This is a genomic window from Rhizobium sp. 01L410 (assembly GCF_056400165.1).
On sequence record NZ_JBFTST010000001.1, the window covers coordinates 264158 to 287536 of the forward strand.

At 61.8% G+C, this 23379-nt stretch carries 23 protein-coding genes; 12 read left to right on the plus strand and 11 right to left on the minus strand.

Annotation, left to right across the window (positions count from 1 at the left end; all coding sequences use genetic code 11):
* Position 1: 1 nt before the first annotated feature.
* Positions 2-1642 carry a TIGR04028 family ABC transporter substrate-binding protein gene (locus AC1DV9_RS01220; protein ID WP_477945694.1) on the minus strand — a complete coding sequence of 547 codons (1641 nt, stop codon included), beginning with the start codon at positions 1640-1642 and terminating at the stop codon, positions 2-4.
* A gap of 250 nt (positions 1643-1892) precedes the next feature.
* Complete coding sequence (locus tag AC1DV9_RS01225) at positions 1893-2717, minus strand: helix-turn-helix transcriptional regulator (protein ID WP_477945696.1); 825 nt, start codon at positions 2715-2717, stop codon at positions 1893-1895.
* A gap of 102 nt (positions 2718-2819) precedes the next feature.
* Between AC1DV9_RS01225 and AC1DV9_RS01230 the strand changes: the two genes are divergently transcribed.
* Entirely contained in the window at positions 2820-3704 is an 885-nt protein-coding gene (locus AC1DV9_RS01230; RefSeq protein ID WP_477945698.1) for an SDR family oxidoreductase, read from the plus strand.
* Between the two features lie 48 nt (positions 3705-3752).
* Here AC1DV9_RS01230 and AC1DV9_RS01235 read toward each other — a convergent pair whose 3' ends face one another.
* The gene (locus AC1DV9_RS01235) at positions 3753-4130 is read right to left on the minus strand and encodes a response regulator (protein ID WP_112388527.1); all 378 of its coding nucleotides are present in this window, start codon (positions 4128-4130) and stop codon (positions 3753-3755) included.
* Positions 4131-4229: 99 nt separating this feature from the next.
* On the opposite strand from AC1DV9_RS01235, the gene AC1DV9_RS01240 reads away from it, so the two are divergent.
* Together AC1DV9_RS01240 and AC1DV9_RS01245 are read left to right on the plus strand one after the other, a co-directional pair.
* Positions 4230-4475, plus strand: coding sequence for a response regulator transcription factor (locus AC1DV9_RS01240; protein WP_477945700.1), 246 nt, complete (start codon positions 4230-4232; stop codon positions 4473-4475).
* Between the two features lie 128 nt (positions 4476-4603).
* Positions 4604-5383, plus strand: coding sequence for a pyrroline-5-carboxylate reductase (locus tag AC1DV9_RS01245; protein WP_477945701.1), 780 nt, complete (start codon positions 4604-4606; stop codon positions 5381-5383).
* Positions 5384-5395: 12 nt separating this feature from the next.
* Here AC1DV9_RS01245 and AC1DV9_RS01250 read toward each other — a convergent pair whose 3' ends face one another.
* Positions 5396-6199, minus strand: a complete 804-nt coding sequence (locus AC1DV9_RS01250; RefSeq protein WP_477945702.1) for a class I SAM-dependent methyltransferase — start codon at positions 6197-6199, stop codon at positions 5396-5398.
* A gap of 112 nt (positions 6200-6311) precedes the next feature.
* On the opposite strand from AC1DV9_RS01250, the gene AC1DV9_RS01255 reads away from it, so the two are divergent.
* Genes AC1DV9_RS01255 through AC1DV9_RS01265 form a run of 3 tightly spaced genes read left to right on the plus strand, consistent with a single transcriptional unit; the run spans position 6312 to position 9265 of the window.
* The gene (locus AC1DV9_RS01255) at positions 6312-7442 is read left to right on the plus strand and encodes an ABC transporter substrate-binding protein (protein WP_477945704.1); all 1131 of its coding nucleotides are present in this window, start codon (positions 6312-6314) and stop codon (positions 7440-7442) included.
* A 3-nt stretch (positions 7443-7445) separates the two neighbouring features.
* Entirely contained in the window at positions 7446-8510 is a 1065-nt protein-coding gene (locus AC1DV9_RS01260; RefSeq protein ID WP_477945705.1) for a FecCD family ABC transporter permease, read from the plus strand.
* Positions 8504-9265, plus strand: a complete 762-nt coding sequence (locus AC1DV9_RS01265) for an ABC transporter ATP-binding protein (protein ID WP_477945707.1) — start codon at positions 8504-8506, stop codon at positions 9263-9265. The genes AC1DV9_RS01260 and AC1DV9_RS01265 overlap by 7 nt, the downstream gene beginning before the upstream one ends.
* 18 nt (positions 9266-9283) lie before the next feature.
* Here AC1DV9_RS01265 and AC1DV9_RS01270 read toward each other — a convergent pair whose 3' ends face one another.
* The 6 genes from AC1DV9_RS01270 to AC1DV9_RS01295 form a co-directional block, all read right to left on the minus strand.
* Positions 9284-9727, minus strand: a complete 444-nt coding sequence (locus AC1DV9_RS01270; protein ID WP_442208649.1) for an SRPBCC family protein — start codon at positions 9725-9727, stop codon at positions 9284-9286.
* 123 nt (positions 9728-9850) lie between these two features.
* Entirely contained in the window at positions 9851-11485 is a 1635-nt protein-coding gene (locus AC1DV9_RS01275; protein ID WP_477945708.1) for an FGGY-family carbohydrate kinase, read from the minus strand.
* 55 nt (positions 11486-11540) lie between these two features.
* Positions 11541-12269, minus strand: a complete 729-nt coding sequence (locus AC1DV9_RS01280; RefSeq protein WP_477945710.1) for an SDR family oxidoreductase — start codon at positions 12267-12269, stop codon at positions 11541-11543.
* A 26-nt stretch (positions 12270-12295) separates the two neighbouring features.
* Positions 12296-13552 carry a sugar ABC transporter permease gene (locus AC1DV9_RS01285; protein ID WP_477945711.1) on the minus strand — a complete coding sequence of 419 codons (1257 nt, stop codon included), beginning with the start codon at positions 13550-13552 and terminating at the stop codon, positions 12296-12298.
* On the minus strand, positions 13549-14367 hold the full coding sequence (locus tag AC1DV9_RS01290) for an ATP-binding cassette domain-containing protein (protein WP_310290944.1): 819 nt from the start codon (positions 14365-14367) through the stop codon (positions 13549-13551). The genes AC1DV9_RS01285 and AC1DV9_RS01290 overlap by 4 nt, the downstream gene beginning before the upstream one ends.
* 67 nt (positions 14368-14434) lie before the next feature.
* A complete protein-coding gene (locus AC1DV9_RS01295) occupies positions 14435-15481 on the minus strand; it encodes an ABC transporter substrate-binding protein (RefSeq protein WP_477945713.1) in 1047 nt (348 codons plus the stop codon).
* A 272-nt stretch (positions 15482-15753) separates the two neighbouring features.
* Between AC1DV9_RS01295 and AC1DV9_RS01300 the strand changes: the two genes are divergently transcribed.
* From AC1DV9_RS01300 to ssuD, 5 genes are all read left to right on the plus strand, one after another.
* Positions 15754-16770: a LacI family DNA-binding transcriptional regulator gene (locus AC1DV9_RS01300; protein WP_112388537.1), complete on the plus strand. Its 1017-nt coding sequence runs from the start codon at positions 15754-15756 to the stop codon at positions 16768-16770.
* Positions 16771-17030: 260 nt separating this feature from the next.
* Positions 17031-18038: a taurine ABC transporter substrate-binding protein gene (tauA, locus tag AC1DV9_RS01305; protein ID WP_112514663.1), complete on the plus strand. Its 1008-nt coding sequence runs from the start codon at positions 17031-17033 to the stop codon at positions 18036-18038.
* A 64-nt stretch (positions 18039-18102) separates the two neighbouring features.
* Positions 18103-18891, plus strand: a complete 789-nt coding sequence (locus AC1DV9_RS01310) for a taurine ABC transporter ATP-binding protein (RefSeq protein WP_477945715.1) — start codon at positions 18103-18105, stop codon at positions 18889-18891.
* 45 nt (positions 18892-18936) lie between these two features.
* Positions 18937-19779, plus strand: a complete 843-nt coding sequence (locus tag AC1DV9_RS01315) for an ABC transporter permease subunit (protein ID WP_112596965.1) — start codon at positions 18937-18939, stop codon at positions 19777-19779.
* Positions 19780-19795: 16 nt separating this feature from the next.
* A complete protein-coding gene (ssuD, locus tag AC1DV9_RS01320) occupies positions 19796-20947 on the plus strand; it encodes an FMNH2-dependent alkanesulfonate monooxygenase (protein ID WP_477945717.1) in 1152 nt (383 codons plus the stop codon).
* Between the two features lie 9 nt (positions 20948-20956).
* Here the strand turns inward: ssuD and AC1DV9_RS01325 are convergent, their stop codons facing one another.
* Entirely contained in the window at positions 20957-21856 is a 900-nt protein-coding gene (locus AC1DV9_RS01325) for a LysR family transcriptional regulator (RefSeq protein WP_442208643.1), read from the minus strand.
* A gap of 112 nt (positions 21857-21968) precedes the next feature.
* Between AC1DV9_RS01325 and hglS the strand changes: the two genes are divergently transcribed.
* The gene (gene hglS / locus AC1DV9_RS01330) at positions 21969-23363 is read left to right on the plus strand and encodes a 2-oxoadipate dioxygenase/decarboxylase HglS (RefSeq protein WP_477945719.1); all 1395 of its coding nucleotides are present in this window, start codon (positions 21969-21971) and stop codon (positions 23361-23363) included.
* Positions 23364-23379: the final 16 nt, after the last annotated feature.

Below are 23379 nucleotides of genomic sequence, written 5' to 3' on the forward strand. Positions count from 1 at the left end.
TTCAGTGTTCAGCAAGCCAGGTGTTGTAGAAGCTCGGACGGCCGACAGCTTCGAAACCGACGCCCTGCACATAGGGGGCACCGGCAAAGGCCTGCGGCTCCTCGAAGATCGGGATCGCATAGGCCTGATCGATCACGTAGTTCTGGACCTCGCCGGCGATGGCAAGACGCTTTTCGCGATCGGGTTGCGAGGAAAGCTGCTCGAGAAGACCGTTCAGCTTGTCATCGACGAAGGATTTCACCTTGTCGCTCGGGCCGCCCTTCTGGCGCAGCACGTCGCGGTTCTTCGGGTAATACTGGCTCTTGATGACATCAGGATCGGCCCGGCCAACCATTGCCGGCGACACCGGCGTCTTGGCCGGATCGAGATCGTCGACGGTCTTGCTGCCGGCATCACCCGCCAGCACATTCAGCGTAACGCCGAGCTTTGCCCATTGCTGCGCGACAAGCTGCAGCGTTGCCTTGTTCTGCGGCTGCGGCGGCGATTCATAGGCGGTCAGCACCAGCTGCTTTCCATCCTTCTCGCGGACGCCATTGGCGCCGACCTTCCAGCCAGCTTGATCCAGCAGTTCGGTGGCCTTGGCTGCATCGTAGGTCAGCTTCGACGACAGATCGAGATAGCCCTGCGCCGTCGATGCGATGATCGACTTGGCCTGCGGATAGTTGGCCGAGAACAGCGTCGATATGATTTCCGCGCTGTTGGTACCGTGAAGCAGCGCCTGACGTACGCGGATATCGGACACCAGCGGATTGTCCGGACGGAAGACGACGCTGTTGTTCACGCCGCGCGTCGGTGCCGCATAGATCTTGTAGCCCTGGCTTTCGACCTGTTCTTCGTCATAGGCCTGCACCTGGCGAATGAAATCCGCCTGGCCCGAGAGCAGCGCACCGATGCGCACGCTGTCTTCACCGGTGATGATATATTTGATGCCGTCGAGATAGGCGCGGCCCTGATGCTCCTGCTTTGCCGGACCCCAATCGTAGTCGTCGCGGACCTTGAGGTTCAGCTCCTTGCGGAGGGTCTCGCTGTCAACGACGAACGGGCCGGAACCGACGATCTTCGTCGCGTCACCCAGCTGGTCGAAAGGCAGCGCCAGCGTCTTCAGCGATACCAGGCCGGAGCCGATCACCGACGTACCCTGCAGGAAGCCTGGGGACGGCTTTTTGAAATAGAACTTGACGGTCAGGGGATCAACGACCTCGGAACGGTCGTAATTGTTGATGACTTCCGAGACCGGCTGCTTCAGCTCCTTATTGCCGAGACCGAACGTATCGTAGTTCTTGGCGACTGCGGCCGCGTCGAGCGGCGTGCCGTCAGAGAAGGTAACACCCTTGCGAAGCTTGAACGTATATTCGGTGGCCTCGGCGTTGACGGTCCAGGATTCGGCAATCCACGGCTCGATCTCAAGCGTCTTCGGATTCTGATAGGTGAGCTTGTCGGTGATCTGATTGAGCACGCCACCGTTCGGATAGAAGCCGCCGGCCGGCGGATAGAGATTGGTATGCGGCTGCTGCTCAAGATAGATCAGCGTGCCGCCCTGAACCGGTTTGGCTGCCTCGTCTGCCGCAGCCGCCAGTGCCGTAAACGACACGGACAGGGTGCTCGCAAGAAGCAGGGTTTTAATCGTCGCCGTAAAGCTCATCTGTTGTCCCTCAATAGCTGATGGTGACAACGGTAGCGGCATATAAATTTAGTATATAGAATTAGTATTCTATTTTCGGGACGCACACCGGAAATTCTATGGCGCCCGCCGCGGGCAGCACTTAAAAATTGCTCTGGCAGCTTTGGATCGACCGCAAAGGCGCTGCCTACCCGGCATTACAGGACGCCAAGCTCTTCGCCCGTGGATTTGTTCGAGGCGTTGGCTTCAAAAACTGGCGAAAGCGGATCGGCTATTCGTTCTCACTTGCAAGCTTGCGGATCTCGGCCGCGGTTGCAGGATCGACCGGATTGTAGATCACCAGCCCCAGATCCGGCCTGCCATCGACGGCAAAGGCGGAATATTCGAGATCGATCGTTCCCAATTTCGGATGCTTTAGGCGCTTGACGCCATCGCCGTGCACACGCACGTCGTTTTCCTGCCAGAGCCGCTCGAAATCCGCGCTGACGGCACTCAGTTCCTCGACCAGCTTGCTGACTTCAGACCCGGCGCCGGCCCGCGCGACATCTGCCCGGAAGGCGGCAACCACGAAGCGGGCAAGCGTTTCCCAATCATGCTGCTTGGCGCGGATCGCCGGGTTGGAGAATATCAGTCTGAGGATATTGCGCTTCTCCGGCGCAATCGTGCCGTAGTCGGTCAGCACGACGGCCGCGGCGCGGTTCCACGCGACGACATCCCACATCGCCGTCTTGATCAGCGCCGGGCTCGCGTCGAGTGAATCCAGCAGGCGTTGCAGCCGCGGGGTCACGCCTTCCGCCGGCTTGTAGCGCACTTCCGGTGGCCGCCCCAGCCCGAGCATGAAGAGGTGCTCGCGCTCCGGCTCTGTCAACATCAGCCCGTTGGCGATCCGGTTGAGAACATCCGCAGACGGCGCCCCGCCACGGCCCTGCTCCAGCCAGGTGTACCAGGTCGGGCTGATATTGGCCCGCTGTGCCACTTCTTCACGGCGCAAGCCGGGCGTGCGCCGTCGGCCCGACAGGCCGAAAGCGGACGGATCGAGTTTCACACGGCGGTCTTTCAGGAAGGCTGCAAGCGTGCCCGGCGTGTTGATCGGCATGGAGATCCTGTTAGCTATTATAATAGGATAAGGTCACTACTTTAACAGGATGGACTCTAGCCGATATTCTCTTCGGAGTAAAACACGCAAGGAGACATTGCTGTGCGCATTTTCTTGACTGGAGCAACCGGCTTTATCGGCTCGGCGCTGGTGCCGGAACTCATTGGCGCGGGCCACGAGGTCATCGGCATGACGCGATCGGACGAAGGCGCGCGCGCGCTCGAAGCCGCAGGCGCTAAGGCCTATCGCGGAACGCTCGAGGATCCCGAAAGCCTTCGCAAGGGCGCCCTGGAAGCGGATGGCGTGATCCACACCGCATTCGATCACGATTTCTCGCGGTTCGCCGAAAATTGCCAGAAGGATGCCCGGGCGATCGCTGCGTTGGGTGCGGCACTTGCCGGGTCGGATAGGCCGTTGATCATCACCTCGGGTACCGGCATGGGTAATGCCGAGTTCGGCGAACTGGGAAGCGAGGACGTGTTCAACACCAGCCACCCCAACCCGCGTGTCGCGTCCGAGCTTGCAGGACAGACGCTGCTGGATGAGGGCATCAATGTTTCCGTCGTCCGGCTTCCGCAGGTGCACGACACGTTCAAGCAGGGGCTCATCACCCCGCTGATCGAAATCACCCGCCAGAAAGGCCTCGCAGCCTATGTCGGCGAAGGACGCAATCGCTGGCCGGCCGGGCATCTGTCGGACGTCGCCCGTCTCTACCGTCTGGCGATCGAGAGAGCCGAACGCGGTGCGCGCTACAACGCCGTCGCCGAAGAGGGCGTGGAGGCACGCGAGATCGCCGAGGCGATCGGCCGGGGCCTCAAGCTGCCGGTCAGATCGATCTCCCGCGAGGAAGCCGCAGCGCACTTCGGATGGCTGTCGATCTTCACCACGATCGACTTCCCGGCATCGAGCGCCAAGACGAAGGCCGTGCTGGGATGGCATCCGGCCGGGCCGTCGCTGATCTCCGATCTCAACGCGATGCAGTACTAAGGATACAAGCGGGCGGACGCCATGAATGGCGCCCGCCCGCAGTTTCGATCACAATGCCGCCGCGCGGATTACATGCCCGCGCCGCCAATCGTCCGCGGCTTGCAACGCCGACTGGATCCGCTCGTCGGTAAACGGCTTGCCGACCACAGCAAAGGCGCCATCGAAACCCTGCGAAACCGCCTGCGGAGAGCCGGTCACGAAGATCACGCTGATCCCGAAACGGTCGATCAGCCGCCGGGCGAGTTGCGTTCCGCTTGTCCCGTCCGACAGTCCGACATCGACAAGTGCGGCATCCGCCCGCGGCGCGAAAGCCAATGCCTGCTCGATCGTCGAGGCCGGGCCAAGCGCGCGATGACCAGCCTCGACGGCAATTCTTTCCAGTTCCAGGGCGATGAACCCTTCATCTTCGACAATCAAGACGTTCATGAATCTATCTCCTCGCGTCACGAAGAAATTGCTCTGCCAAAGACGTTTTCAAGCGGGATCACGATGTTTTTCGCCGATCGTGAATGCATCAGGATTTCGATGCAGAAGGCTGCAATCCGGGAGACGAAATCCCATATAAAGGGGATGACGGCTCAGGTTACCAAACGGGAAAAGGAAATTCTCACGCTGATGTGCGCGGGAAAGACGGCGCAGGAAATCGCCCTCATCCTCGGATGTTCGGTGCACACCGTCCGCACCCATATCGAGGCGCTGAAGACGAATTTCGCGGTCTACAAGGACACTGCGCTGGTGGCCGCCGCTTTGCGGCAGGGCGTCATCGACTGACGAGGCCTCGACGTCACTCACACAAATATCTGAAAAATGAGGACTATTCTCGGACGGGCCGCCATCGGCCCTTTTGCGATCAAAGCGCTGCCCCTATGATCTCGCGATCAAATGCTGCGGAGTGTGACATGAAAGCGAAAAGCATAGGCTTCGTCGGTACCGGCGCGATTACGGAGGCGATGGTCAGAGGTCTGCTCAGCGAACCCGCCTATCCCACCGAAGTCCATCTCTCGCCCCGGAACGCAGAGATTGCCGCAAGGCTGTTCAGCGAGTTCGCGGCCGTCAGCGTTGCGCCCGATAATCAGACCGTCGTCGATCGCAGCGACCTCGTGGTTCTCGCGATCCGCCCGCAGGTTGCCGAAGCCGTCATCGGCGAACTGACGTTCAAGCCGGGGCAGTCGGTGGTCAGCATCATCGCCGCCACCGAGCGCGAAGTCCTGCTGAAATGGATCGGCACCGATATCCATCTGGTGCAGGCCATTCCCCTGCCCTTCGTCGCCGAGCGCCAGGGCGTAACCGCCATCTATCCTCCCGACCCCGCCGTCGCTGCCATGTTCGACGCGCTTGGCAAGGCCGTCCAGTGCGAATCCCGCAAGGAATACGATCTGCTCGCTGCGGCAAGCGCGTTGATGTCGACCTATTTCGGCATCATGGAATTCGCCACCGGATGGCTGGCAACCAACGGACTGGAGCGGACGAAGGCCCGCGCCTACCTCGCGCCGCTGTTCGAGAGCTTAGCGCGGCGCGCCAACGGCCCGCATGCCGGCGATTTCAACGCCTTGAGCGAGGAATTTGCCACCAGAGGTGGATTGAATGAACAGGTTCTCCGCGACTTCGACGCCGATGGCGGCAAGACCCCTTTGACTGCAGCACTCGACCGGGTCTTTGCCCGTATCGAGGGCCGGTAACCGGACGTCTGCTCAGAAAGGCTTTTCGCAGCAGATGGCATAGCGATGCTGCAGCCCGCGTGCGGCCGCTTTCAGGATATTCCAGTTGGCGGCCTGCGCCTTGTGTACCTGCCGGAGATCGCGATCAATCTCGATATGCTGAAAGCCGGCGGCCGCGAGTAAGGCCGCGACCTCATCGGCTCTCGCACCGCCTGAGAAATAGACCTGCCGGAGAATCTCTTCGTGCTTTCCGGCGAGCTCCGGCGGCGCGTGCTTCGGGTCGGTCCGCAAGAGCCCCGCCTTCTCCAATATGCCTGCTAGCTTCTTGAGCAGCCGTTCGGCCCTGCCCGTGTTGACGAAATCTCCATCGACGATCAGCAGGCGGCCGCCGGGCTTCAGCACCCGCAGCCACTCGCGGAAACAGCTCTCCGGATCGATCAGCGTCCAGACGAGATGGCGCGTGATGACCACGTCATAGGCGGCATCCGGCTCCATCGTGTGCTCGGCATCGGCGATGCGAAAACGGATGTCGCGGCCGCGCTGCCTGGCCTTGGCGCGCGCCCGCTCCAGCATGGCTTCCGACCAGTCGAGACCCGTTACCTTGTAGCCAGCGTCGTCCATCAGATGCGAGATCACCGCGGTACCGCTGGCAAGGTCGAGCGCGCTGCGGCCGTCGCCGGGACCGAGATGCTTGGCGATCAGATCGCGCCAGGCGCGGCGCTCGTCCTCGGAAAAAATCTCATGCCCGGGAGAGGCATCGAAGGTGGCGGCCCGCGCCGACCAGTAAGCCTTGATCTCCTCTTTCAGGTGATAGTTGGTGCCGTTCACTGCGCTCATTCCGGTTCTGCCGCTCATCCGTTCTCAGTCTTGAATTGCTCTAAAAGATAAAACTTGACTATTGCAATCATAAAATAATAGAGCCCCCTAGATTTTCACGGGGGACCACTCAATGCACATTCAATTCAAAGCCGCAGGCCTCTCTGCAGCATTGCTGCTTGCCACCGTCTGGCCGGCACTTGCCGAAAAGATTTCGTTGAAGGACGTAACCGGCCGCGACGTCGAGGTCGAGGTTCCCGTCAAGCACGTCATTCTCGGCGAAGGACGGCAGATCTACTTCCTGGCGGCGCTCGACAAGACCAATCCATTCGAACACGTCGTCGGCTGGCGCGACGATCTGCCCAAGGCAGATCCGGAGACCTACAGGGCCTATCTTGCCAAGTACCCTGACATCGCCAAGCTGCCGACCTTCGGCGGCATGAAGGACGGCACCTTCGACATCGAACAGGCCGTCACCCTGAAGCCGGATGTCATCCTGATGAACGTCGACGCCAAGACGGCCACCGAGGAAGCGGGCTATATCGAAAAGCTCGCCAAGGTCGGCATTCCGCTCGTCTATGTCGACTTCCGCGAAAAGCCGATGGAAAACACCGAGCCGAGCATGCGCGTCATGGGCAAGCTGATGGGCAAGGAGCAGCTGGCAGAGGATTTCATCAAGTTCCGCGCTGACTCCATCAAGGTCGTGACCGACAAGCTGGAAGCGGCCAAGCCCGCCCGCCCCGTTGTCTTCGTCGAGCGTGCAGGCGGCTACTCCGACGATTGCTGCATGTCGTTCGGAAACGAGAATTTCGGCAAGATGGTCGAGATCGCCGGCGGCACCAACATGGCGAAGGATATCATTCCCGGAACCTTCGGCACGGTAAACCCGGAGCAGATCGTCGCTTCGAACCCAGATCAGATCATCGTCACCGGCGGCATGTGGGAAGCCTTCGTTCCCGGCGGCGCTTGGGTTGGCGTCGGCTACGGCGCCGATCTGACCGAAGCCAAGCGCAAGCTCGAGGCCCTGACCAAGCGCCCGGCCTTTACCGGCGTCAAGGCCGTCGAAGACGGCAATGTCCATGCGATCTGGCACCAGTTCTACAACAACCCCTACCAGTTCGTCGCCATCCAGGAGATCGCGAAGTGGCTGCATCCGGATCTCTTCAAGGACCTCGATCCCAAAGCGACCTTCAAGGAGCTGCATGCGCGCTTCCTGCCGCTCGACTACAAGCCCGGCTACTTCGTCTCTTTGAAGGGCGAATAACCGATGGCCGGTACGGCTCTTACCGCTGACATTGCAGGGCGGGAGCGCTATCGCGCTCTCGCCTTCCGCCGGATCGTCATCCTCGTTCTGCTGACCGCAGCACTCTGCGTCAGCGTTGCCGCCGACATGGCACTCGGCCCGGCAAATTATGAGATCGGTCAGGTTCTTCTGGCTTTGTTCAACCCGGAAGCCGCCGGCAACCAGCTGCGGGTTGTCATCTGGGATATCCGCATGCCGATCGCCTTGATGGCGGTCACCGTGGGTGCGGCCCTTTCCGTTGCCGGCGCGCAGATGCAGACCATCCTGTCAAACCCGCTGGCCAGCCCCTTCACGCTCGGGATTTCCGCGGCGGCAAGCTTCGGCGCAGCACTGGCGCTGGTAACAGGTGTCGCCGTCTTTCCGGCAGCCGTCCAGTATATGGTTCCGATCAACGCATTCCTGATGGCTATGCTGGCATCGCTCTTCATCTATTTCGCATCGACAATGCGCGGCGTCAGCGTCGAAACCATCGTGCTGCTCGGCATCGCGCTGGTATTCTCCTTCAACGCCGCCTTGTCACTGCTGGAATATCTCGCCTCCGAACAGGCGCTAGCAGCGGTGGTCTTCTGGACGATGGGCAGCTTGACGAAAGCGACATGGGCAAAGGTCTATGTCACGGCTGCCGTGCTCGTCGTGACCGTGCCGCTCTTCATGCGCGATGCCTGGGCGCTGACCGCATTGCGGCTCGGCGACGACAAGGCGGCCAGCATGGGCGTCAATGTCCGCCGCCTGCGCCTGCGGACGATGCTGACCGTCAGCCTGCTTGCCGCCATTCCGGTCTCCTTCGTCGGCACGATCGGCTTTATCGGTCTCGTCGGTCCACATATCGCCCGCATGGTCGTCGGCGAAGACCAGCGCTTCTTCCTGCCTGGCTCGGTCATCTGCGGCGCGTTGCTGCTGTCTGCGACATCGGTCGTCAGCAAGATGCTCATTCCGGGAGCGATACTGCCGATCGGCGTGATCACGGCGGTGGTCGGCGTTCCCTTCTTCTTCGCGCTCATCTTCAGCAACAGGAGACGGTCTTGGTAGAGCTGGCACTCAGAGACGTCGGCGCCAACTACGGCCGCGTCACCGTCCTGTCGAGGATCGGCATCGGCACGCTCGAAAGCGGCAGCCTGACGGCCGTCATCGGCCCGAACGCGGCCGGCAAGTCGACGCTGTTCAAGCGTATCGCCGGATTGATATCGGGACCCGGCGTGGTCGAGCTTTCTGGCACCGAACGCGGAGACCGGGCGGTCTGCTACATGCCGCAGGATACCGGCGCGAATGCCGTGCTGACCGTCTACGAGTCAGTGCTGCTGTCGGCGAGGCAAGGAGGCGGATGGCGCGTCCAGGACGGCGAACTCGATGAGATCGACGCGATCCTCAAGGCATTGAGGATCGATGACCTCGCTTTCCGGGGACTAGGCGAGCTTTCCGGCGGCCAGCGCCAGCTGGTATCGCTGGCGCAGGCGCTGGTCCGCAAACCCGAAGTTCTCTTGATGGACGAGCCGACCTCGGCACTCGATCTGCATCGCCAGATCGAGGTTTTGGCTTTCGTCGAAGGTCTGGCAAGCCGGACGGGGATGATCGTGCTGATCGCCCTGCACGATCTCAATCATGCACTGCGCTATTGCCACAACACGATCGTGATCGCCAATGGCGCGATGGCGACGAGCGGTCCGACCCGCGACGTCATAACCTCAGACATGCTGAAGGACGTCTACAAGGTCGAAGCGCGGATCGAGACATGCTCCCGCGGCCACCCCTTCATCCTCGTCGATGGAACGGTTGCCGCAGGCTGATGCTTTCGGCCGGATCCGTTAGTTCCGGATATCGGGCTCGACCAGCCGGGCGAGGTTCTTCAGCGATTCCTGCCAGCCGAGATAGCAGGCTTCAGCCGGGATGAGATCGGGAACGCCCGCCTGGGTGATATCGACCTCGGTACCCACAGAAACCTTTTTAAGGATGACGGTGACTTCCATTTCACCGGGCAGGTTGGGATCGTCGAAAACATCGGTGTAGCGAACACGTTCGCCGGGCACGAGCTCGCGATATTCGCCGCCGAAGGCATGGCTGTCGCCTGTCGTGAAGTTGCGGAATGACATTCTGAACGTACCGCCGACAGACGCTTCCAGATGATGGACCGTGCAGGCGAAGCCGTTCGGCGGCAGCCACTTGGCAAGCGCGTCGGCCTCGATGAAGGCGCGGTAGATCTTGTCGGGGCTGGTCGCCAGGACGCGGTGCAGACGGATGGTGCTCGGCATGGTGTTCTCCTCCTTGCTGATGGAATGGACATCCCAAGGACGAACATGCCTTCAACAATCCGACACGTCACCGGCATTTTTCCGAAAAATTCGGCGTAAGCGTGCTGCCCACGCGCCGGGACGTCAGGAATCCCGCAGTTTGCGCGACAGCGTCTGCAATTCCTTGAAACCGTCATAGCGTTTCAGATGCAGCCCGGCGATGTCGCCACCCGCCGGTGCGAATGTCTGCTCGACGGAGGAGAGGCTGGTCATTGCCTCCGCCACATCGGCAAACTGACCACCGGCCACGGCACCGAGAATGGCCGCGCCAAGCAGCACCGGTTCCTCGGCCTTCGTGGCAACGACCGGTTTGCCGCTCGCGTCGGCCAGTAGCTGGCGAACGAAATCGTGCTGGCCGGCGCCGCCGCTGACGACGATGTTGTCGATGGTGACGCCCGCATCGGCCTGTGTGTCAACGATCTGCCGCAGCCCGTAGCCGATGCCGCAGAGGCCTGCGACGTAGAGAGCAACGAGACTATCGATATCCCGCTCCATGCCGAGACCGGCAATGACGGCACGGGCATGCGGATCGGCGAAGGGCGCGCGATTTCCGAGAAATTCCGGAACGACATGCAGACCATTAGCAAGCGTGACGGCGCTGGAAGCACTGCCCGCCTTTTCGGCTGCCATATCGGCCAGCAGCACCGGCAGCGGAATGTCGGCGCGCTTGGCTAGATCCTTGGCCTCACCGGCAGCCGGATGAAAGGCGAGCAGCTGGTCGATTGCCGCGCCTGCAGCGCTCTGGCCGCCCTCGTTCAACCACAGCCCGGGGACCATCGCAGAATAGTAGGGACCCCAGACACCCGGCACGAAGGCAGGTTCCGATGTCGATGTCATCGTGCAAGAGGATGTGCCGAAGACATAGGCGAGATTGCTCTGCGGGCCGCCGCCGATGCCGACAGTGCCGATCCCGCCAGCATGCGCATCGATGAGACCGGCTGCAACCGGCGTCCCGGCGGGTAGCCCAAGCTCCTCTGCAGCCGCAGCCATCAAGCCTTGACCCAGCGCCGAACCCGGCTCGACGATCGTCTGGCCGATACGCGCAAAGCCTTCCGCGGCCAGCTCGCCAAGACCGATCTGCTCGAAATATCCGGCATCCCAGCGCTGCTCATGCGCCAGATAGGTCCATTTGCAGGTGACCGTGCAGGTCGAGCGCGCGATATCGCCTGTCGACCGCCAGGTCAGGAAATCGGCGAGGTCGAAGAACTGCCATGCCGCGTCGAAGATCTGCGGGCGGTTCTCCTTGAGCCAGAGTAGTTTCGGCGTTTCCATCTCGGGCGAAATGCGCCCGCCGACATAGCGGAGCACATCGTGGCCGAGCGCGTTGATGCGCTCCGCCTGAGGAACGGCGCGGTGATCCATCCAGACGATGATGTTGCGATCCGGATCTTCCGAGGGCCCGACTGGCAGCGGCCTTCCGCCTTCGCCGAGCACCACCAGCGAACAGGTCGCATCGAAGCCGAGACCGGCCACGGTCGCGGCATCGATACCTGCAATGGAAACGGCTTCGCGCACCGCCGCGCAGACTGCGGCCCAGATTTCCGCGCTCGACTGCTCGACGATCGAACCCGGCTCATGGAACAGCGTGATGTCCCGCTTGGCCGATGCCAGCATCCGGCCGGTGAGGTCGAAAATGCCGGCGCGGGCGCTGCCGGTGCCGACATCGACGCCGATGACATGTTTGCCACCCGCTTGCGGCGTGTGAGATGTGTCGCTCATGGTCTCTCGTTTCAGTCTGGCAGGAACAGGGGCAATCGGGACGGCGTCGTCAATCTCAGAGATCGACGCTGTTCGGCAAGATTACCAGATCGCGGATCGTTACGTTGCGCGGACGCGACAGCATGAAGAGCACGGCATCGGCCACTTCCTTCGGCTGCATCAGGCTGCCATTGGCAAGCGCATCGTCGAGCTTCGCCTTTGGCCAGTCGTCGAGCAGAGCGGTGACCACCGGGCCCGGCAGGACGGCGCCGACGCGAACGCCATGCGGCGCCACCTGGCGGCGGGTGGAGTGGACGAAGGCCTGAACGGCGAATTTCGAAGCGGTGTAGATCGGCTCCCAGACGACGGGCACGACACCGGCAATCGAGCTGGTGAACAGGATATCGCCGGATTTCTGGGCAATCATGTGCGGCAGCACGGCATGAACCGAGCGGAAGGCCGCGTTGATGTTGAGGTTCAGCATCCGGTCCCAGGCATCGGGATCACCTTCCGCCACCGGGCCGCCGATATAGGCGCCGGCATTGGCATGGAAGATATCGAGACCTCCGGCGATCTCCAGGATCCGTGGCAGCATGCCGGAGACCTGCTTGCCGTCGAGAAGATCGACGACGAGTGGCAGGGCGCGCGGACCGATCTCCTTGCACAGCGCCTCGAGCTTGTCCGCGGCGCGATCGACGAGCACGACGGTTGCGCCTTCGGCATGGAGCGTGCGGGCACATTCGAGCCCGATGCCCGACGCAGCGCCGGTGATGGCGGCAACCTTGCCCTTCATGAGTTCAGTCATGGAAATACTCCTTCATAAAATACGGATCAGGCGCGTCCATGGCTGACACGGGAGCGGCGGGCGAGCGAATCGACGATGACGGCGATCGCAAGAACGGCCCCTGTTATCATGTAGCGCAGCGACGAGCTGAGATTGAGAAGCGTCAATCCGTTGGAAATCGCCTGGATGACGATGATGCCGAGCAGTGCGGAATAGGCGCTGCCGCGTCCGCCGAAGAGGCTCGTACCGCCGATGACGGCTGCGGCGATGGCATTGAGGTTCACGTCGCCGGTACCGGCCTGCTGGCTGGAGGAAGCGAGCCGTGAGGCCGAAAGAATGCCGCCGATCGTCGCCAGCGTCGAGCAGAGCATGAACGCGCTGAGATAGATGCGGCGGACATTGATGCCGGCGCGGCGCGCCGCTTCGCGGTTGCCGCCGACGGCAAACATCGAGCGTCCCCACTGCGTCCGCGTCAGCGCGTAGTTCAGAACGACCGCAATTAGGACGAAGAGGCCGAACATCCACGGCACGCCGCGGCCGAGATTGAGATAGTAGGCGGCGAATTCGAGAGCCGCGGTCAGAACGGCGGCCTTGATCACCAGCGCACCCAGGGGCTGCTGGGAGAGATTGACCGACTGACGCTGCTGGCGTTTGCGCATACCGTTCACGATCAGCACCAGACCGGGCAGAAGCGCCAGCAGATGCGAGAGCCAGAAGGGCATGACGAGGATCTGGCCGAAGCGGACCAGCGGCGAGGCGAAGGGCAGATTGATACTGCCCGTCGGCCCAAGGATATAGAGCTGCATGCCGAGAAGCGCGAGCAACCCGGCGAGCGTCGCAACGAAGCTTGGCATGCCGAGCCTGTTGTAGAGAACGGCATAGAGAGAGCCGACGACCATGCCGGCGATAATGGCAACGACAATCGCTACGGGCAGCGGCCAGCCGGTATTGACCCAGAGCACGCCGAGGATCGCCGAGGAAAGGCCGCTCATCGATCCCACAGAGAGATCGATTTCGCCGAGCATCAGCACGCAGACGATGCCGAGCGAGATGACGCCGACCGTCGCACAGTCGAACAGCAGATTGACGAGATTGTTCGGCGCCAGGAAGATCGGGTTCAGGATCGAGAACACCGTCGAGATGACGATCAGGCCGACGGCGACAGGCAGCATGCCGAGATCGCCGGAGCGCACGCGGTCGAAGAACGCCTTGATCATCGCACCAATGCTGTCGTCGTGGCGCACGCGCTCGTCGCTGCGATCAAGGGCAGCCGGCGCAAGTGTATTGGATGGTTTCTGGCTCATGCCGGGCTCCCGCTGTTTTCCTGGGCTGTGCTGCTCTTCCGTTCGAGCCGCCGGGATACGGAATTTTCGGTCGCACCCGTGATCGAGGCGACGAGTTCCTGGTTGGAAGCGTCAGGTGTGAAGACGCCGTTGTTGCGCCCGAGGCGAAGCACGACGATCCGGTCGGCAACCGCGCGCACGTCTTCCATATTGTGGCTGATGATGATGACCCCGAGGCCACGTTCGCGGACGCGCTCGATCAGGTTGAGAACCTCGGCCGTCTGTGCGACGCCAAGCGCTGCAGTCGGCTCGTCGAGCATGATGATCTTCGGATCGAGCAGCAGCGAGCGGGCAATCGCCACCGTCTGGCGCTGGCCGCCGGAGAGTGAAGCAATTGGCTCGCGCACAGATGGGATGCGGGCTGCAAGTTCGCGCAGCAGCGTCCAGGCGCGGACTTCCATTGCCACCTCGTCGAGGCTCCACGGAGAAAGCTCGTGGCCGAGGAAGAGATTGGCGACGACATCGAGATTTTCACAGAGCGCCAGATCCTGGAAGACAGTGGCGATACCGAGCTCAAGGGCTCGACCCGGACTGTCCAGCGTCACGGTCTGGCCGCAGAATTCTATGGTTCCGGATGACGGCTGATGTACGCCGGCCAGAACCTTCACCAGCGTCGACTTGCCCGCGCCGTTATCGCCGACCAGCGCCACGACCTCACCGGCCTTGACCTCGAGTTCGATGTCGGTCAGCGCCGAGACCGCGCCGAAATTCTTGGAAACATTGCTCAACCGGAGGATCGTTTGTCCCTTCTCCGGCATGCCCTTATCGGTAACCATGGCTGAAGCCCTTCTTGCCCGGGAAACCTCCGGCCGCAATCAACGCGGCCGGAGAATATAGGCAGATTTAGTTGGTGATGCCGAGCTTCTTGCAGCCGTCGGCATATTCGCCGGTGCAGATCTGCTCAGCAGTCTGGATCTTCTTGTCGAAGATTTCAGCCTTGATGTTCTCGGCTGTGACGACAGCCGGAACAAACAATTCGGACGGCGTCTTGTAGAGCGTCGTCTTGGCTTCAGGCGTTTCACCCTTCAGCATCTGCACGGCAACCTTGGCAGCAGCCGCGGCAACCACTTCCGATGGCTTCGAGATCGTGTTGTACTGGTCACCCGAGATGACGAGCTGCAGCGCTGCGATCGTCGCATCGTTGCCCGTCACCGGCGGAACCGGCTTCACGCCGGCGGCCTTGAAGGCGGCAATCGCGCCGCCGCCGGTGCCATCATTGGCAGCAACGACGCCCTTGATGTCAGCGCCGAAGCGGGTGATCTGGCCTGCAGCCCATTCCTGAGCCTTCGGCGGCGCCCATTCCGGCGTGTCGTATTCTGCAAGCGTCTTGTAGGCAGATTCCTTCAGGCCGCGATGGATGCCGTCACGAATGAGACCGGCTGCAGCGTCGGTCGGCGAACCGTTGATCTGGAGAACGCCGGCGCCATCGGCCACGCCTTCCTTCTTCAGGTGTTCGACCAGCGACTTGGCGATCGCATAGCCGATACCCTCGTTGTCGAAGGAGACGTAGAAATCAGCCGGCTTGTCGGGGATCGGGCGGTCATAGGCGATAACCTTGACGCCCTGCGACTGCGCGATCTCGACGAGACCGGCAGCGGCGGCGGAATCGACCGGATCAAGCACGATCACCTTGGCGCCCTGGGCGATCACCGAATTGAACTGCTGCTGCTGCAGCGAGGCATCGGCATTGGCGTTCTGATAGACAACCGTGCACTTGGCGCAGAGCTTCTCCATCTCGGCCTTGAAGCCTGGGAAGTCGTGCTGCTCGTAGCGCGTGGACGCCTGGTCAGGCATCAGGAAGGCAACCGTCGAGGCTTCCTGGGCAAAGGCCGTACCGGCAAATCCCATCGCGGTGGTCGCCGACGCCATAAGCAAATTGCGATATTTCATTCTCTCCTCCTTGGTGTGTTCAAAGACAGGCCCAGGCATTGCCGCCGGTCACCGCAGCCGCCCTCTCCTCGCCACTGCCCATCGCTGCCATCAAGACGGCAAGCGACGTGCCCCGCAAAGACCGGGCTATCCGCAGATTCTTAGAAAATACCTCCCTGCGCCAGCACGAGGCCAGCTTGTAACATCGATTGCGCAAGCTTGCTCAATCGATGAAGCAAGAATTGCCACTTCTTCAGTTTGATGTCAAGTTAGCGAAAATGGAGAAACCAATTTTGAATCACGTAAAGCAGGCCAAGAGGACAACGATTTACGATCTGGCGGAGCTTGCCGGCACATCCGCCAGCGCCGTCAGCGCCGTCCTCAACGGCAATTGGAAGAAGCGCAGGATCAGCAGCCAGCTCGCCGAAAAGATCATGAAGATAGCCGAGGAACAGGGCTATGCGCTCAATATGCAGGCGAGCCTGCTGAGGCGCGAAAAGTCCCACATCATCGGCATGATCGTTCCGAAATATGACAACCGCTACTTCGGCTCCATCGTCGAGCTTTTCGAGGACATGGCCCGCGCGCGCGGGCTTTTTCCGATCATCACCTGTACCCGCCGCGACCCCGAACTTGAGATCGAGGCCGCCCGCACGATGCTTTCCTACCAGGTCGAATGCCTGATCGCGACGGGCGCCACCGACCCGGACAGGATTACCGAAATGTGCGCCGCAGCCGGCGTCCGCAGCCTCAACCTCGACCTGCCTGGGGCGCTCGCCCCCTCGATCATTTCTGACAATTTCGCTGGCGCCCGCGAACTGACCCGGCGCATTCTGGTGAATTGCGAACGGCGGCTCGGAAAGAAGGGCCCGCTGCTCTTCATCGGCGGCCGCGGCAGCGATCACAATACGGCAGAACGTATCCGGGGCTTTCGTGCTGCCCACTCCGATCTCGGCCTCGCCGTTGCCGAGGAACATATCCTTGCCTGCGGCTACGCACCGGAGAAAGCCGAGAAGGCACTGGACGATCTTGCGCTCAAGGGCGATGCCAATGTCGGCGGCATGTTCGTCAACTCGACCATTTCGCTCGAAGGCGTCATGCGCTGGGTGCGCCGCTCCGGACACCTTAACGACGACAGTCTCGTTCTCGGCTGTTTCGACTGGGATCCCTTCGTCTCACTGCTCGGAAACGAGATAGAGATGGTGCGGCAGGACGTGCCTGAGATGCTGAAAAAGGTGTTCGAAGTCATCGAATCGGGCGTCAGCAAGCCTGTCGTCATTCAGGTGCCGCCGCTCATTCCGCAAATGTAACGGTGCAATCCGTGCGGGGAGGCCGTCCCGCGCTTTGGGCCGCAGGAAAATTTGTCAGCGCCAGCACCCGCATCGGCGTGACTGGCGAGGAACGCGCCGCCCTCAAGGCAAGTCTCTGCTGCCTGCCTCTGCCCAGCGCGGACTAGTCTTCTCCCTTCCTCCGAAAACTTAGAAAATATAATCTATAAAATAAATATACATTGTGGAAATCTGATTTGGACGTCGCCGCTGTGGCCGACGATGAACATTGAGGGTGGCACATGCGCATCAAAACATTGCTTGGAACGATCGGTCTGGTCGCGTCCTTTATGACCGCCGCACATGCGGATGAAGCCAAGAAGGTTGTTATCGCCTATCAGACCGGCGCCGTGCCGTATCTGGTCGGCATCGCCAATGGCGAACTCGCCAAGCAGACCGGCTGGGATATCGAATTCCGCCGCTTCAACTCCGGCGCCGACATCTTCGCGGCCATCGCGTCCGGCGACGTCCAGCTCGGCGACGTCGGCTCGAGCCCCTATGCTGCCTCGGTCAGCAAGGATCTCGACGTCAAGGGCATCTACATCACCGCTGGCGCTGGCGACAGCGAAGCCCTGGTCGTGCGCAACGACATCAAGTCCTCCGCCGATCTGAAGGGCAAGAAGTTTTCCGCAGCCCCGGTTTCGACCGACCACTACCAGCTGCTCGCCTACCTGAAGCAGGAAGGCCTGACCGAGAAGGATGCCCAGGTCATCGCCATGCCGCAGCCGCAGATCGTTGCCGCCTGGAAGCGCGGCGACATTGATGGTGCCTTCGTCTGGGATCCGGCTCTGAGCGAACTGAAGAAGGACGGCAAGGTTCTGGTGACCTCGGGTGAAGTTTCCAAGCGCGGCGCGCCTGTGTTCAGCGCCCTCGTTGTCACCGGCGAGTTTGCCAAGAAGAACCCCGAGTTCCTGACGAAATATGTCGGCCAGCTCGACAAGTACTATGTCGACTTCGCAAAGAACCCGAAAAACTGGGGTCCGTCCTCCGAGAACATCAAGGCGATTGCCAAGCTTCAGGGCGGCACGCCTGAAGAAAATGCCGGCTGGCTGAACACGACCGTGGTCGTCCCCCTCCAGGAACAGGTCACGGCGGCCTGGCTCGGCGAAGGCGACAAGGGCAGCGTCGCCAAGACGCTGAAGGACACCGCGCAGTTCCTCAAGGAGCAGAAGAAGATCACGGCGGTGAAGGACAGCTACGCCGGCTTCGTCGATCCGCAGTTCGCGGCAGCGGCTCTCGCTTCGAACTGAGATCATTCTCAGACACAAATGGCGGCCCGATGGGCCGCCATATCTCCTTGTCAGGACTTTCCCCATGCTCGAAGTCAGAAACGCGACGGTGAAGTTCGACGCAGCCGACGGAACCTCCGTCCATGCGCTCGACAACGTCTCCTTCAATATCCCGCAGGACTCCATCGTTGTCGCGCTCGGCGCATCCGGCTGCGGAAAATCCACCCTGCTGAACGCCATTGCCGGCTTCCAGCCGCTGACGGAAGGCGAGATCCTGATCGATGGCGCGCCCGTGTCGCGCCCAGGCGGCGACCGCGGCGTGGTGTTCCAGAAGGACACCCTGCTTCCCTGGTCGAGCGTGCTCGACAATGTAGCGCTCGGACTGCGTTATCAGGGCGTTGGAAAGAGCGAGCGCCATCAGCGGGCGCGTGAACTTCTCAAGCTGGTCGGTCTCTCGGACTTCGAATCCAAGCCACCTTACGAGCTCTCCGGCGGCATGCGCCAGCGCGTCGGCATCGCCCGGGCACTGGCGACCGATCCGAAGGTGCTTCTGATGGACGAACCGTTTGGCGCGCTCGACAGCCTGACGCGCGAAACCATGCAGCAGTTGCTGGCTTCGGTGTGGTCGGAAACCAGGAAGCAGGTTTTCTTCATCACCCATTCGATCGAAGAGGCCCTGACGCTCGGAACCCATATCCTCGTCATGTCACCGCGCCCCGGCCGCGTCGTGGCACGCTATGAAGCGGGCTTCGTTCGCCAGTTTGCCAGCACCGGTGACATCGGCCCGATCCTCGCCGATCCCCGCTTCGTGGCGCTCCGCGAAGAGATCCGCTCGATCATTCACAAACCCTCGCATGACCGCCGCGCCGCCTGACGGCTGGCGCCATGACAGCGAAGACAGGCACCAAGGAATTACACCATGAGCGTATTGGCAGAGCACTCGACGGCAATAGAAGGTGAAGTCGCCGCACCGCGCAAACCGCGCAGCCGCACTCCCGCGACCGGCACATTCGCCATCAGCGCCGGGACCCTGCTGGCGCTCGTTCTCGGCTGGGTGATCGCCACCCGCTATCATCTCGCCTCGCCGCTCTTCCTGCCGTCTCCAAGCGAAGTCCTCGTGCAGTTTCAGGCAATCGCCTCTGACGGCTATGCGAACGGCACGCTGACGGAACACATTCTGGCGAGCCTTGGACGCATCAGCGTATCGCTCGCTTTCGGCATTGTCCTCGGCGTCCCGATCGGTCTGATCATGGGGCTCAACCGCTGGGCCAAGGGCGTGCTCAGCGTTCCGATCGACATCTACTGGGGCCTGCCGCCGCTTGCCTATCTGCCGCTGCTGATCATCTGGCTCGGTATCGGCGAGTCCTCGAAGATCCTGTTGCTGAGCCTCTCGGCCTTCGCCCCGATCTGTTACGCCGCACAGGCCGGTGTCCGCTCGGTCCCGCAGGAGCGCATCAATGCCGCGCAGTCGCTCGGCGCCAACACCTTCCAGCTGTTCACGACGATCGTGCTGCCCTCTGCCCTTCCGGAAATCCTGACCGGCCTGCGCATCGCGATCGGCGCCACGCTGTCGACGCTGGTTGCGGCCGAACTGATCGCTGCGCAGTCGGGCGTCGGTTACATGATCATGTCGGCTGCCAACTTCCTGGCGACGGATGTCGTCTTCGTGGGCCTGATCGTCATCGCCATCTTCGCCTTCGCCTTCACGGCCGCAATGCGCTTTCTCGAAAAGCAACTTGTGCCCTGGAAGGGCAAACTCTGACATCGGACCGATCGCTATGAGCAAGAATGCAAACCCGCCGCTGAAGATGTTTTGGTACCTGCCGACGCATGGCGACGGCCCCTATCTCGGAAGCGAGGAACGCCACCGTCCGCCGACATTTGGCTACATGCGCGATATCGCCCAGGCCGCAGACCGGCTCGGCTTCGAGGGCGTGCTGCTGCCGACCGGCACCTATTGCGAGGATGCCTGGATCACCGCCGCCGCGCTGGTACCGCTCACCGAGCGCCTGCGCTTTCTGGTCGCGCTTCGCCCGGGTAGCGGGACGCCTGCAATGTTTGCCCGCCATGCAGCTGCGCTCGACCGCATCTCGGGCGGCAGAGCGTTGTTTAACGTCGTGACCGGCGCCGACCCCGCCGATCTGGCGGGCGACGGCAACAAGCTCGGCCATGGCGAACGCTATGAACAGACCGACGAGTTCCTGACGATCTGGCGACGGATCCTGTCCGGTGAGGACGCCGATTTCGAAGGAAAATATCTGTCCTCCCATGGCCGCGGCCTGTCGTTCCCGCCGGTTCAAACGCCGCACCCGCCGATCTGGTTCGGCGGATCGTCAGACGCAGGTATCGCCGTCGCCGCCAAACATGCGGACGTCTATCTGAGCTGGGGAGAGCCCGCCGATCTGCTCGGCGAGAAGATCATCAGGGTCAAGGAGGTGGCACTGGCCGAAGGGCGCAAGATCCGCTTCGGTTTGCGTATCCATTTCATCGTTCGCGAGACCGAGGAGAAGGCCTGGGCGGCAGCCGACGATCTGATCAGCAGGGTGACCGACGAACAGGTCGCCGCCGCGCAGAATGAATTCCTCAACGTCTCGCAGTCCGTCGGCCAGAAGCGCATGTCCGCGCTGCATCAGGGGCGCCGCGACAAGCTTGTCGTTGGACCAAACCTCTGGGCCGGCCACGGGCTGGTGCGTGGCGGTGCGGGCACGGCTCTCGTCGGCAGTCCGGAAAATATTGCAGCACGGCTGCGCGAATATCAGGAGATCGGCATCGAGACGATCATCGGCTCCGGCTATCCGCACCTCGAGGAAGCCTTCAACGTTGCCGAACTGCTGTTTCCACTGATCGGCGTCAAGGGCGAACGGTCCTACGGCGTCGGCGAAGACAACCAGACGTTCGAAAGCGGCCTGCGCTCCAAACGCCCGGCATAGAAGCGGGCATCAAGACAAAGTCGGCGACACTTCCGATAGCAGCCAGTTCTGAAACTGGTCGGCGGCCGGGTGGCTTTGCTTGTTTTCCGGTCGCACGACGTAATAGGCGTTCTCCGTCGGCATGGTGATATCCAGCAACGTGACGAGCGCTCCCGACTTGAGTTCGTCCTCGATCAGGTAGGTCGGCAGAAGCGCGACGCCGAGGCCTGCCGCCACAGCCGTAACGATCATCGAGAACTGGTCGAGACGGAGGCCGAGATAGGCATTCTCAACCGATGCCTGCTGCATCTGGAACCAGTCCGCCCAGAGCTTCGGCCTGGTGGTCAGATGCAGCAATGGCGCTTGCGACAGGTCTTTCGCCGCACTGATCTTCAATTGTCCGGCAAGGCTTCGGCTCGCCACCGGCAACACCGTTTCATGGCACAGGAAGGTGGGAACGCCGCCTGCCCAGACCGGCTGGCCGAAGTGAATCGCGAGATCGAAACTGTCCTCGCTGAAACTAAAGGGCTTCGACCGGGATTCGATGGTCAGCGCCACATCCTGATGATCGGCGAGAAACCGCCCAAGGCGTGGCACCAGCCATCTGGCGCCGAAGGTCGGAAGCGTCGCGATCTTCAACGACGCGCGCATCCGCCCGGCCGCTGCCGCTTCGATCATCAGCCGCTCGGAGCGCAACAGCAGATCCCTCACCTCTGGAAGAAACCGCTGCCCGGCCTCGGAGAGGATGACCCTTTGGCGGACGCGCTCGAAAAGCTTCAATCCGGTCTGCTGCTCCAGATCGGCGATCTGCCGGCTGATGGCGCTTTGCGTCAGGCTGAGCTCTTCGGCCGCGCGCGAGAAATTCTCGTGCCGCGCGGCGCATTCGAAGGCCTGCAGCGTGACGATGTCAGGAACGAGGCTTCGGCGCATGGCTATTCCATTTCCGCATCAAGTTAAACGCATAAGTCACAACATTGACATCAATGGGAGGAGTATATCCCACTTTCAGCATCAAGTGACAAATCCATTTAGGGCCACGCACATGACAAAACACGTCACATCGAGCGACATCCGGTCAGCCTTTTCCGCCGCCATGTCGGCTATGTATCGCAACGAAGTGCCGGCCTATGGCACGTTGATGGACCTCGTTGCTCGCGTCAACGCAGAGGCGCTCGCAAACGAGCCCGATCTCAAGGCACGCCTGGAAGCAACCGACAATCTCGATCGCATTTCCGAAGAGCGCCACGGCGCCATCCGTCTCGGCACTGCCGGCGAACTGGCGATGATGCGGCGCGTCTTTGCCGTCATGGGCATGTATCCGGTCGGCTACTACGATTTGTCGACCGCGGGTGTTCCGGTTCACTCCACCGCCTTCCGCCCGGTCGGCGATGAAGCGCTGAAGCGCAATCCGTTCCGCGTTTTCACCTCGCTGCTGCGCCTCGATCTGATCGCCGATCAGGAACTGCGCAAAGACGCCGCCCGCATCCTCGAAACGCGCCGGATCTTCACGGCGGTCGCGGTCGAACTGACGGAAAAGGCCGAAAAAGACGGCGGCCTGTCGAAGGACGATGCCGATCGCTTCGTCGCCGAAGTGTTGGAAACCTTCCGCTGGCACGACAAGGCGATCGTCGATGGCGAGATGTATCACCGCCTGCACGACGCACACCGGCTCATTGCCGATGTCGTCTCCTTCAAGGGACCGCATATCAACCACCTGACGCCGCGCACGCTCGATATCGACCGTGTCCAGGCTCTGATGCCTGACTACGACATCGCGCCTAAGGCGATCGTCGAAGGTCCGCCGACCCGTAAATGCGCGATCCTGCTGCGCCAGACATCGTTCAAGGCATTGGAGGAACCGGTCGCCTTCGAAGACGGCAAGGGCGGCTGGCAGACCGGATCGCATACGGCGCGCTTCGGCGAGATCGAACAGCGCGGCATAGCGCTGACGCCGAAGGGCCGCGGCCTCTACGACACGCTTCTCGACGCTTCCCGCAAGGTGGTTCGCCCGGCCGCCGACGGATCCAACGCCAAGGCCTACGAGACAGCACTGATCGAAACCTTCCAGGCGTTCCCGGATGACTGGAAGACGATCCGCGCCGAAGGTCTCGGCTATTTCAGCTATTCGCTGACCGAAAAGGGAAGCAAGACGTCCATCCCTGCTGGTTCCGATGTCGATGCGCTCATTGCCGACGGACTGATCCAGTTCGATCCGATCGTGTATGAAGACTTCCTGCCCGTCAGCGCCGCCGGCATCTTCCAGTCGAACCTCGGCGATGGTGCACAGCAGGACTTCGTGGCGAGCCCGAACCAGCAGCGCTTTGAAACCGATCTCGGCGCCAAGGTGCTCAACGAATTCGACCATTACGCAGGCATCGAACAGTCGTCCCTCGACGCCTGCCTCAATGCACTGACCAGACGCCCGGCCGCCGAGTAAATTCCGGCCACCGATC

Coding starts and splice junctions, on each gene's coding strand:
- AC1DV9_RS01260 (WP_477945705.1), top strand. CDS start 7,446: ATGGCCGGTACGGCTCTTACCGCTGACATTGCAGGGCGGGAGCGCTAT.
- AC1DV9_RS01250 (WP_477945702.1), bottom strand. CDS start 6,199: ATGAGCGCAGTGAACGGCACCAACTATCACCTGAAAGAGGAGATCAAG.
- tauA (WP_112514663.1), top strand. CDS start 17,031: ATGCGCATCAAAACATTGCTTGGAACGATCGGTCTGGTCGCGTCCTTT.
- AC1DV9_RS01245 (WP_477945701.1), top strand. CDS start 4,604: ATGAAAGCGAAAAGCATAGGCTTCGTCGGTACCGGCGCGATTACGGAG.
- AC1DV9_RS01235 (WP_112388527.1), bottom strand. CDS start 4,130: ATGAACGTCTTGATTGTCGAAGATGAAGGGTTCATCGCCCTGGAACTG.
- AC1DV9_RS01240 (WP_477945700.1), top strand. CDS start 4,230: ATGCAGAAGGCTGCAATCCGGGAGACGAAATCCCATATAAAGGGGATG.
- AC1DV9_RS01295 (WP_477945713.1), bottom strand. CDS start 15,481: ATGAAATATCGCAATTTGCTTATGGCGTCGGCGACCACCGCGATGGGA.
- AC1DV9_RS01285 (WP_477945711.1), bottom strand. CDS start 13,552: ATGAGCCAGAAACCATCCAATACACTTGCGCCGGCTGCCCTTGATCGC.
- AC1DV9_RS01225 (WP_477945696.1), bottom strand. CDS start 2,717: ATGCCGATCAACACGCCGGGCACGCTTGCAGCCTTCCTGAAAGACCGC.
- AC1DV9_RS01315 (WP_112596965.1), top strand. CDS start 18,937: ATGAGCGTATTGGCAGAGCACTCGACGGCAATAGAAGGTGAAGTCGCC.
- ssuD (WP_477945717.1), top strand. CDS start 19,796: ATGAGCAAGAATGCAAACCCGCCGCTGAAGATGTTTTGGTACCTGCCG.
- hglS (WP_477945719.1), top strand. CDS start 21,969: ATGACAAAACACGTCACATCGAGCGACATCCGGTCAGCCTTTTCCGCC.
- AC1DV9_RS01220 (WP_477945694.1), bottom strand. CDS start 1,642: ATGAGCTTTACGGCGACGATTAAAACCCTGCTTCTTGCGAGCACCCTG.
- AC1DV9_RS01325 (WP_442208643.1), bottom strand. CDS start 21,856: ATGCGCCGAAGCCTCGTTCCTGACATCGTCACGCTGCAGGCCTTCGAA.
- AC1DV9_RS01290 (WP_310290944.1), bottom strand. CDS start 14,367: ATGGTTACCGATAAGGGCATGCCGGAGAAGGGACAAACGATCCTCCGG.
- AC1DV9_RS01270 (WP_442208649.1), bottom strand. CDS start 9,727: ATGCCGAGCACCATCCGTCTGCACCGCGTCCTGGCGACCAGCCCCGAC.
- AC1DV9_RS01280 (WP_477945710.1), bottom strand. CDS start 12,269: ATGACTGAACTCATGAAGGGCAAGGTTGCCGCCATCACCGGCGCTGCG.
- AC1DV9_RS01255 (WP_477945704.1), top strand. CDS start 6,312: ATGCACATTCAATTCAAAGCCGCAGGCCTCTCTGCAGCATTGCTGCTT.
- AC1DV9_RS01310 (WP_477945715.1), top strand. CDS start 18,103: ATGCTCGAAGTCAGAAACGCGACGGTGAAGTTCGACGCAGCCGACGGA.
- AC1DV9_RS01275 (WP_477945708.1), bottom strand. CDS start 11,485: ATGAGCGACACATCTCACACGCCGCAAGCGGGTGGCAAACATGTCATC.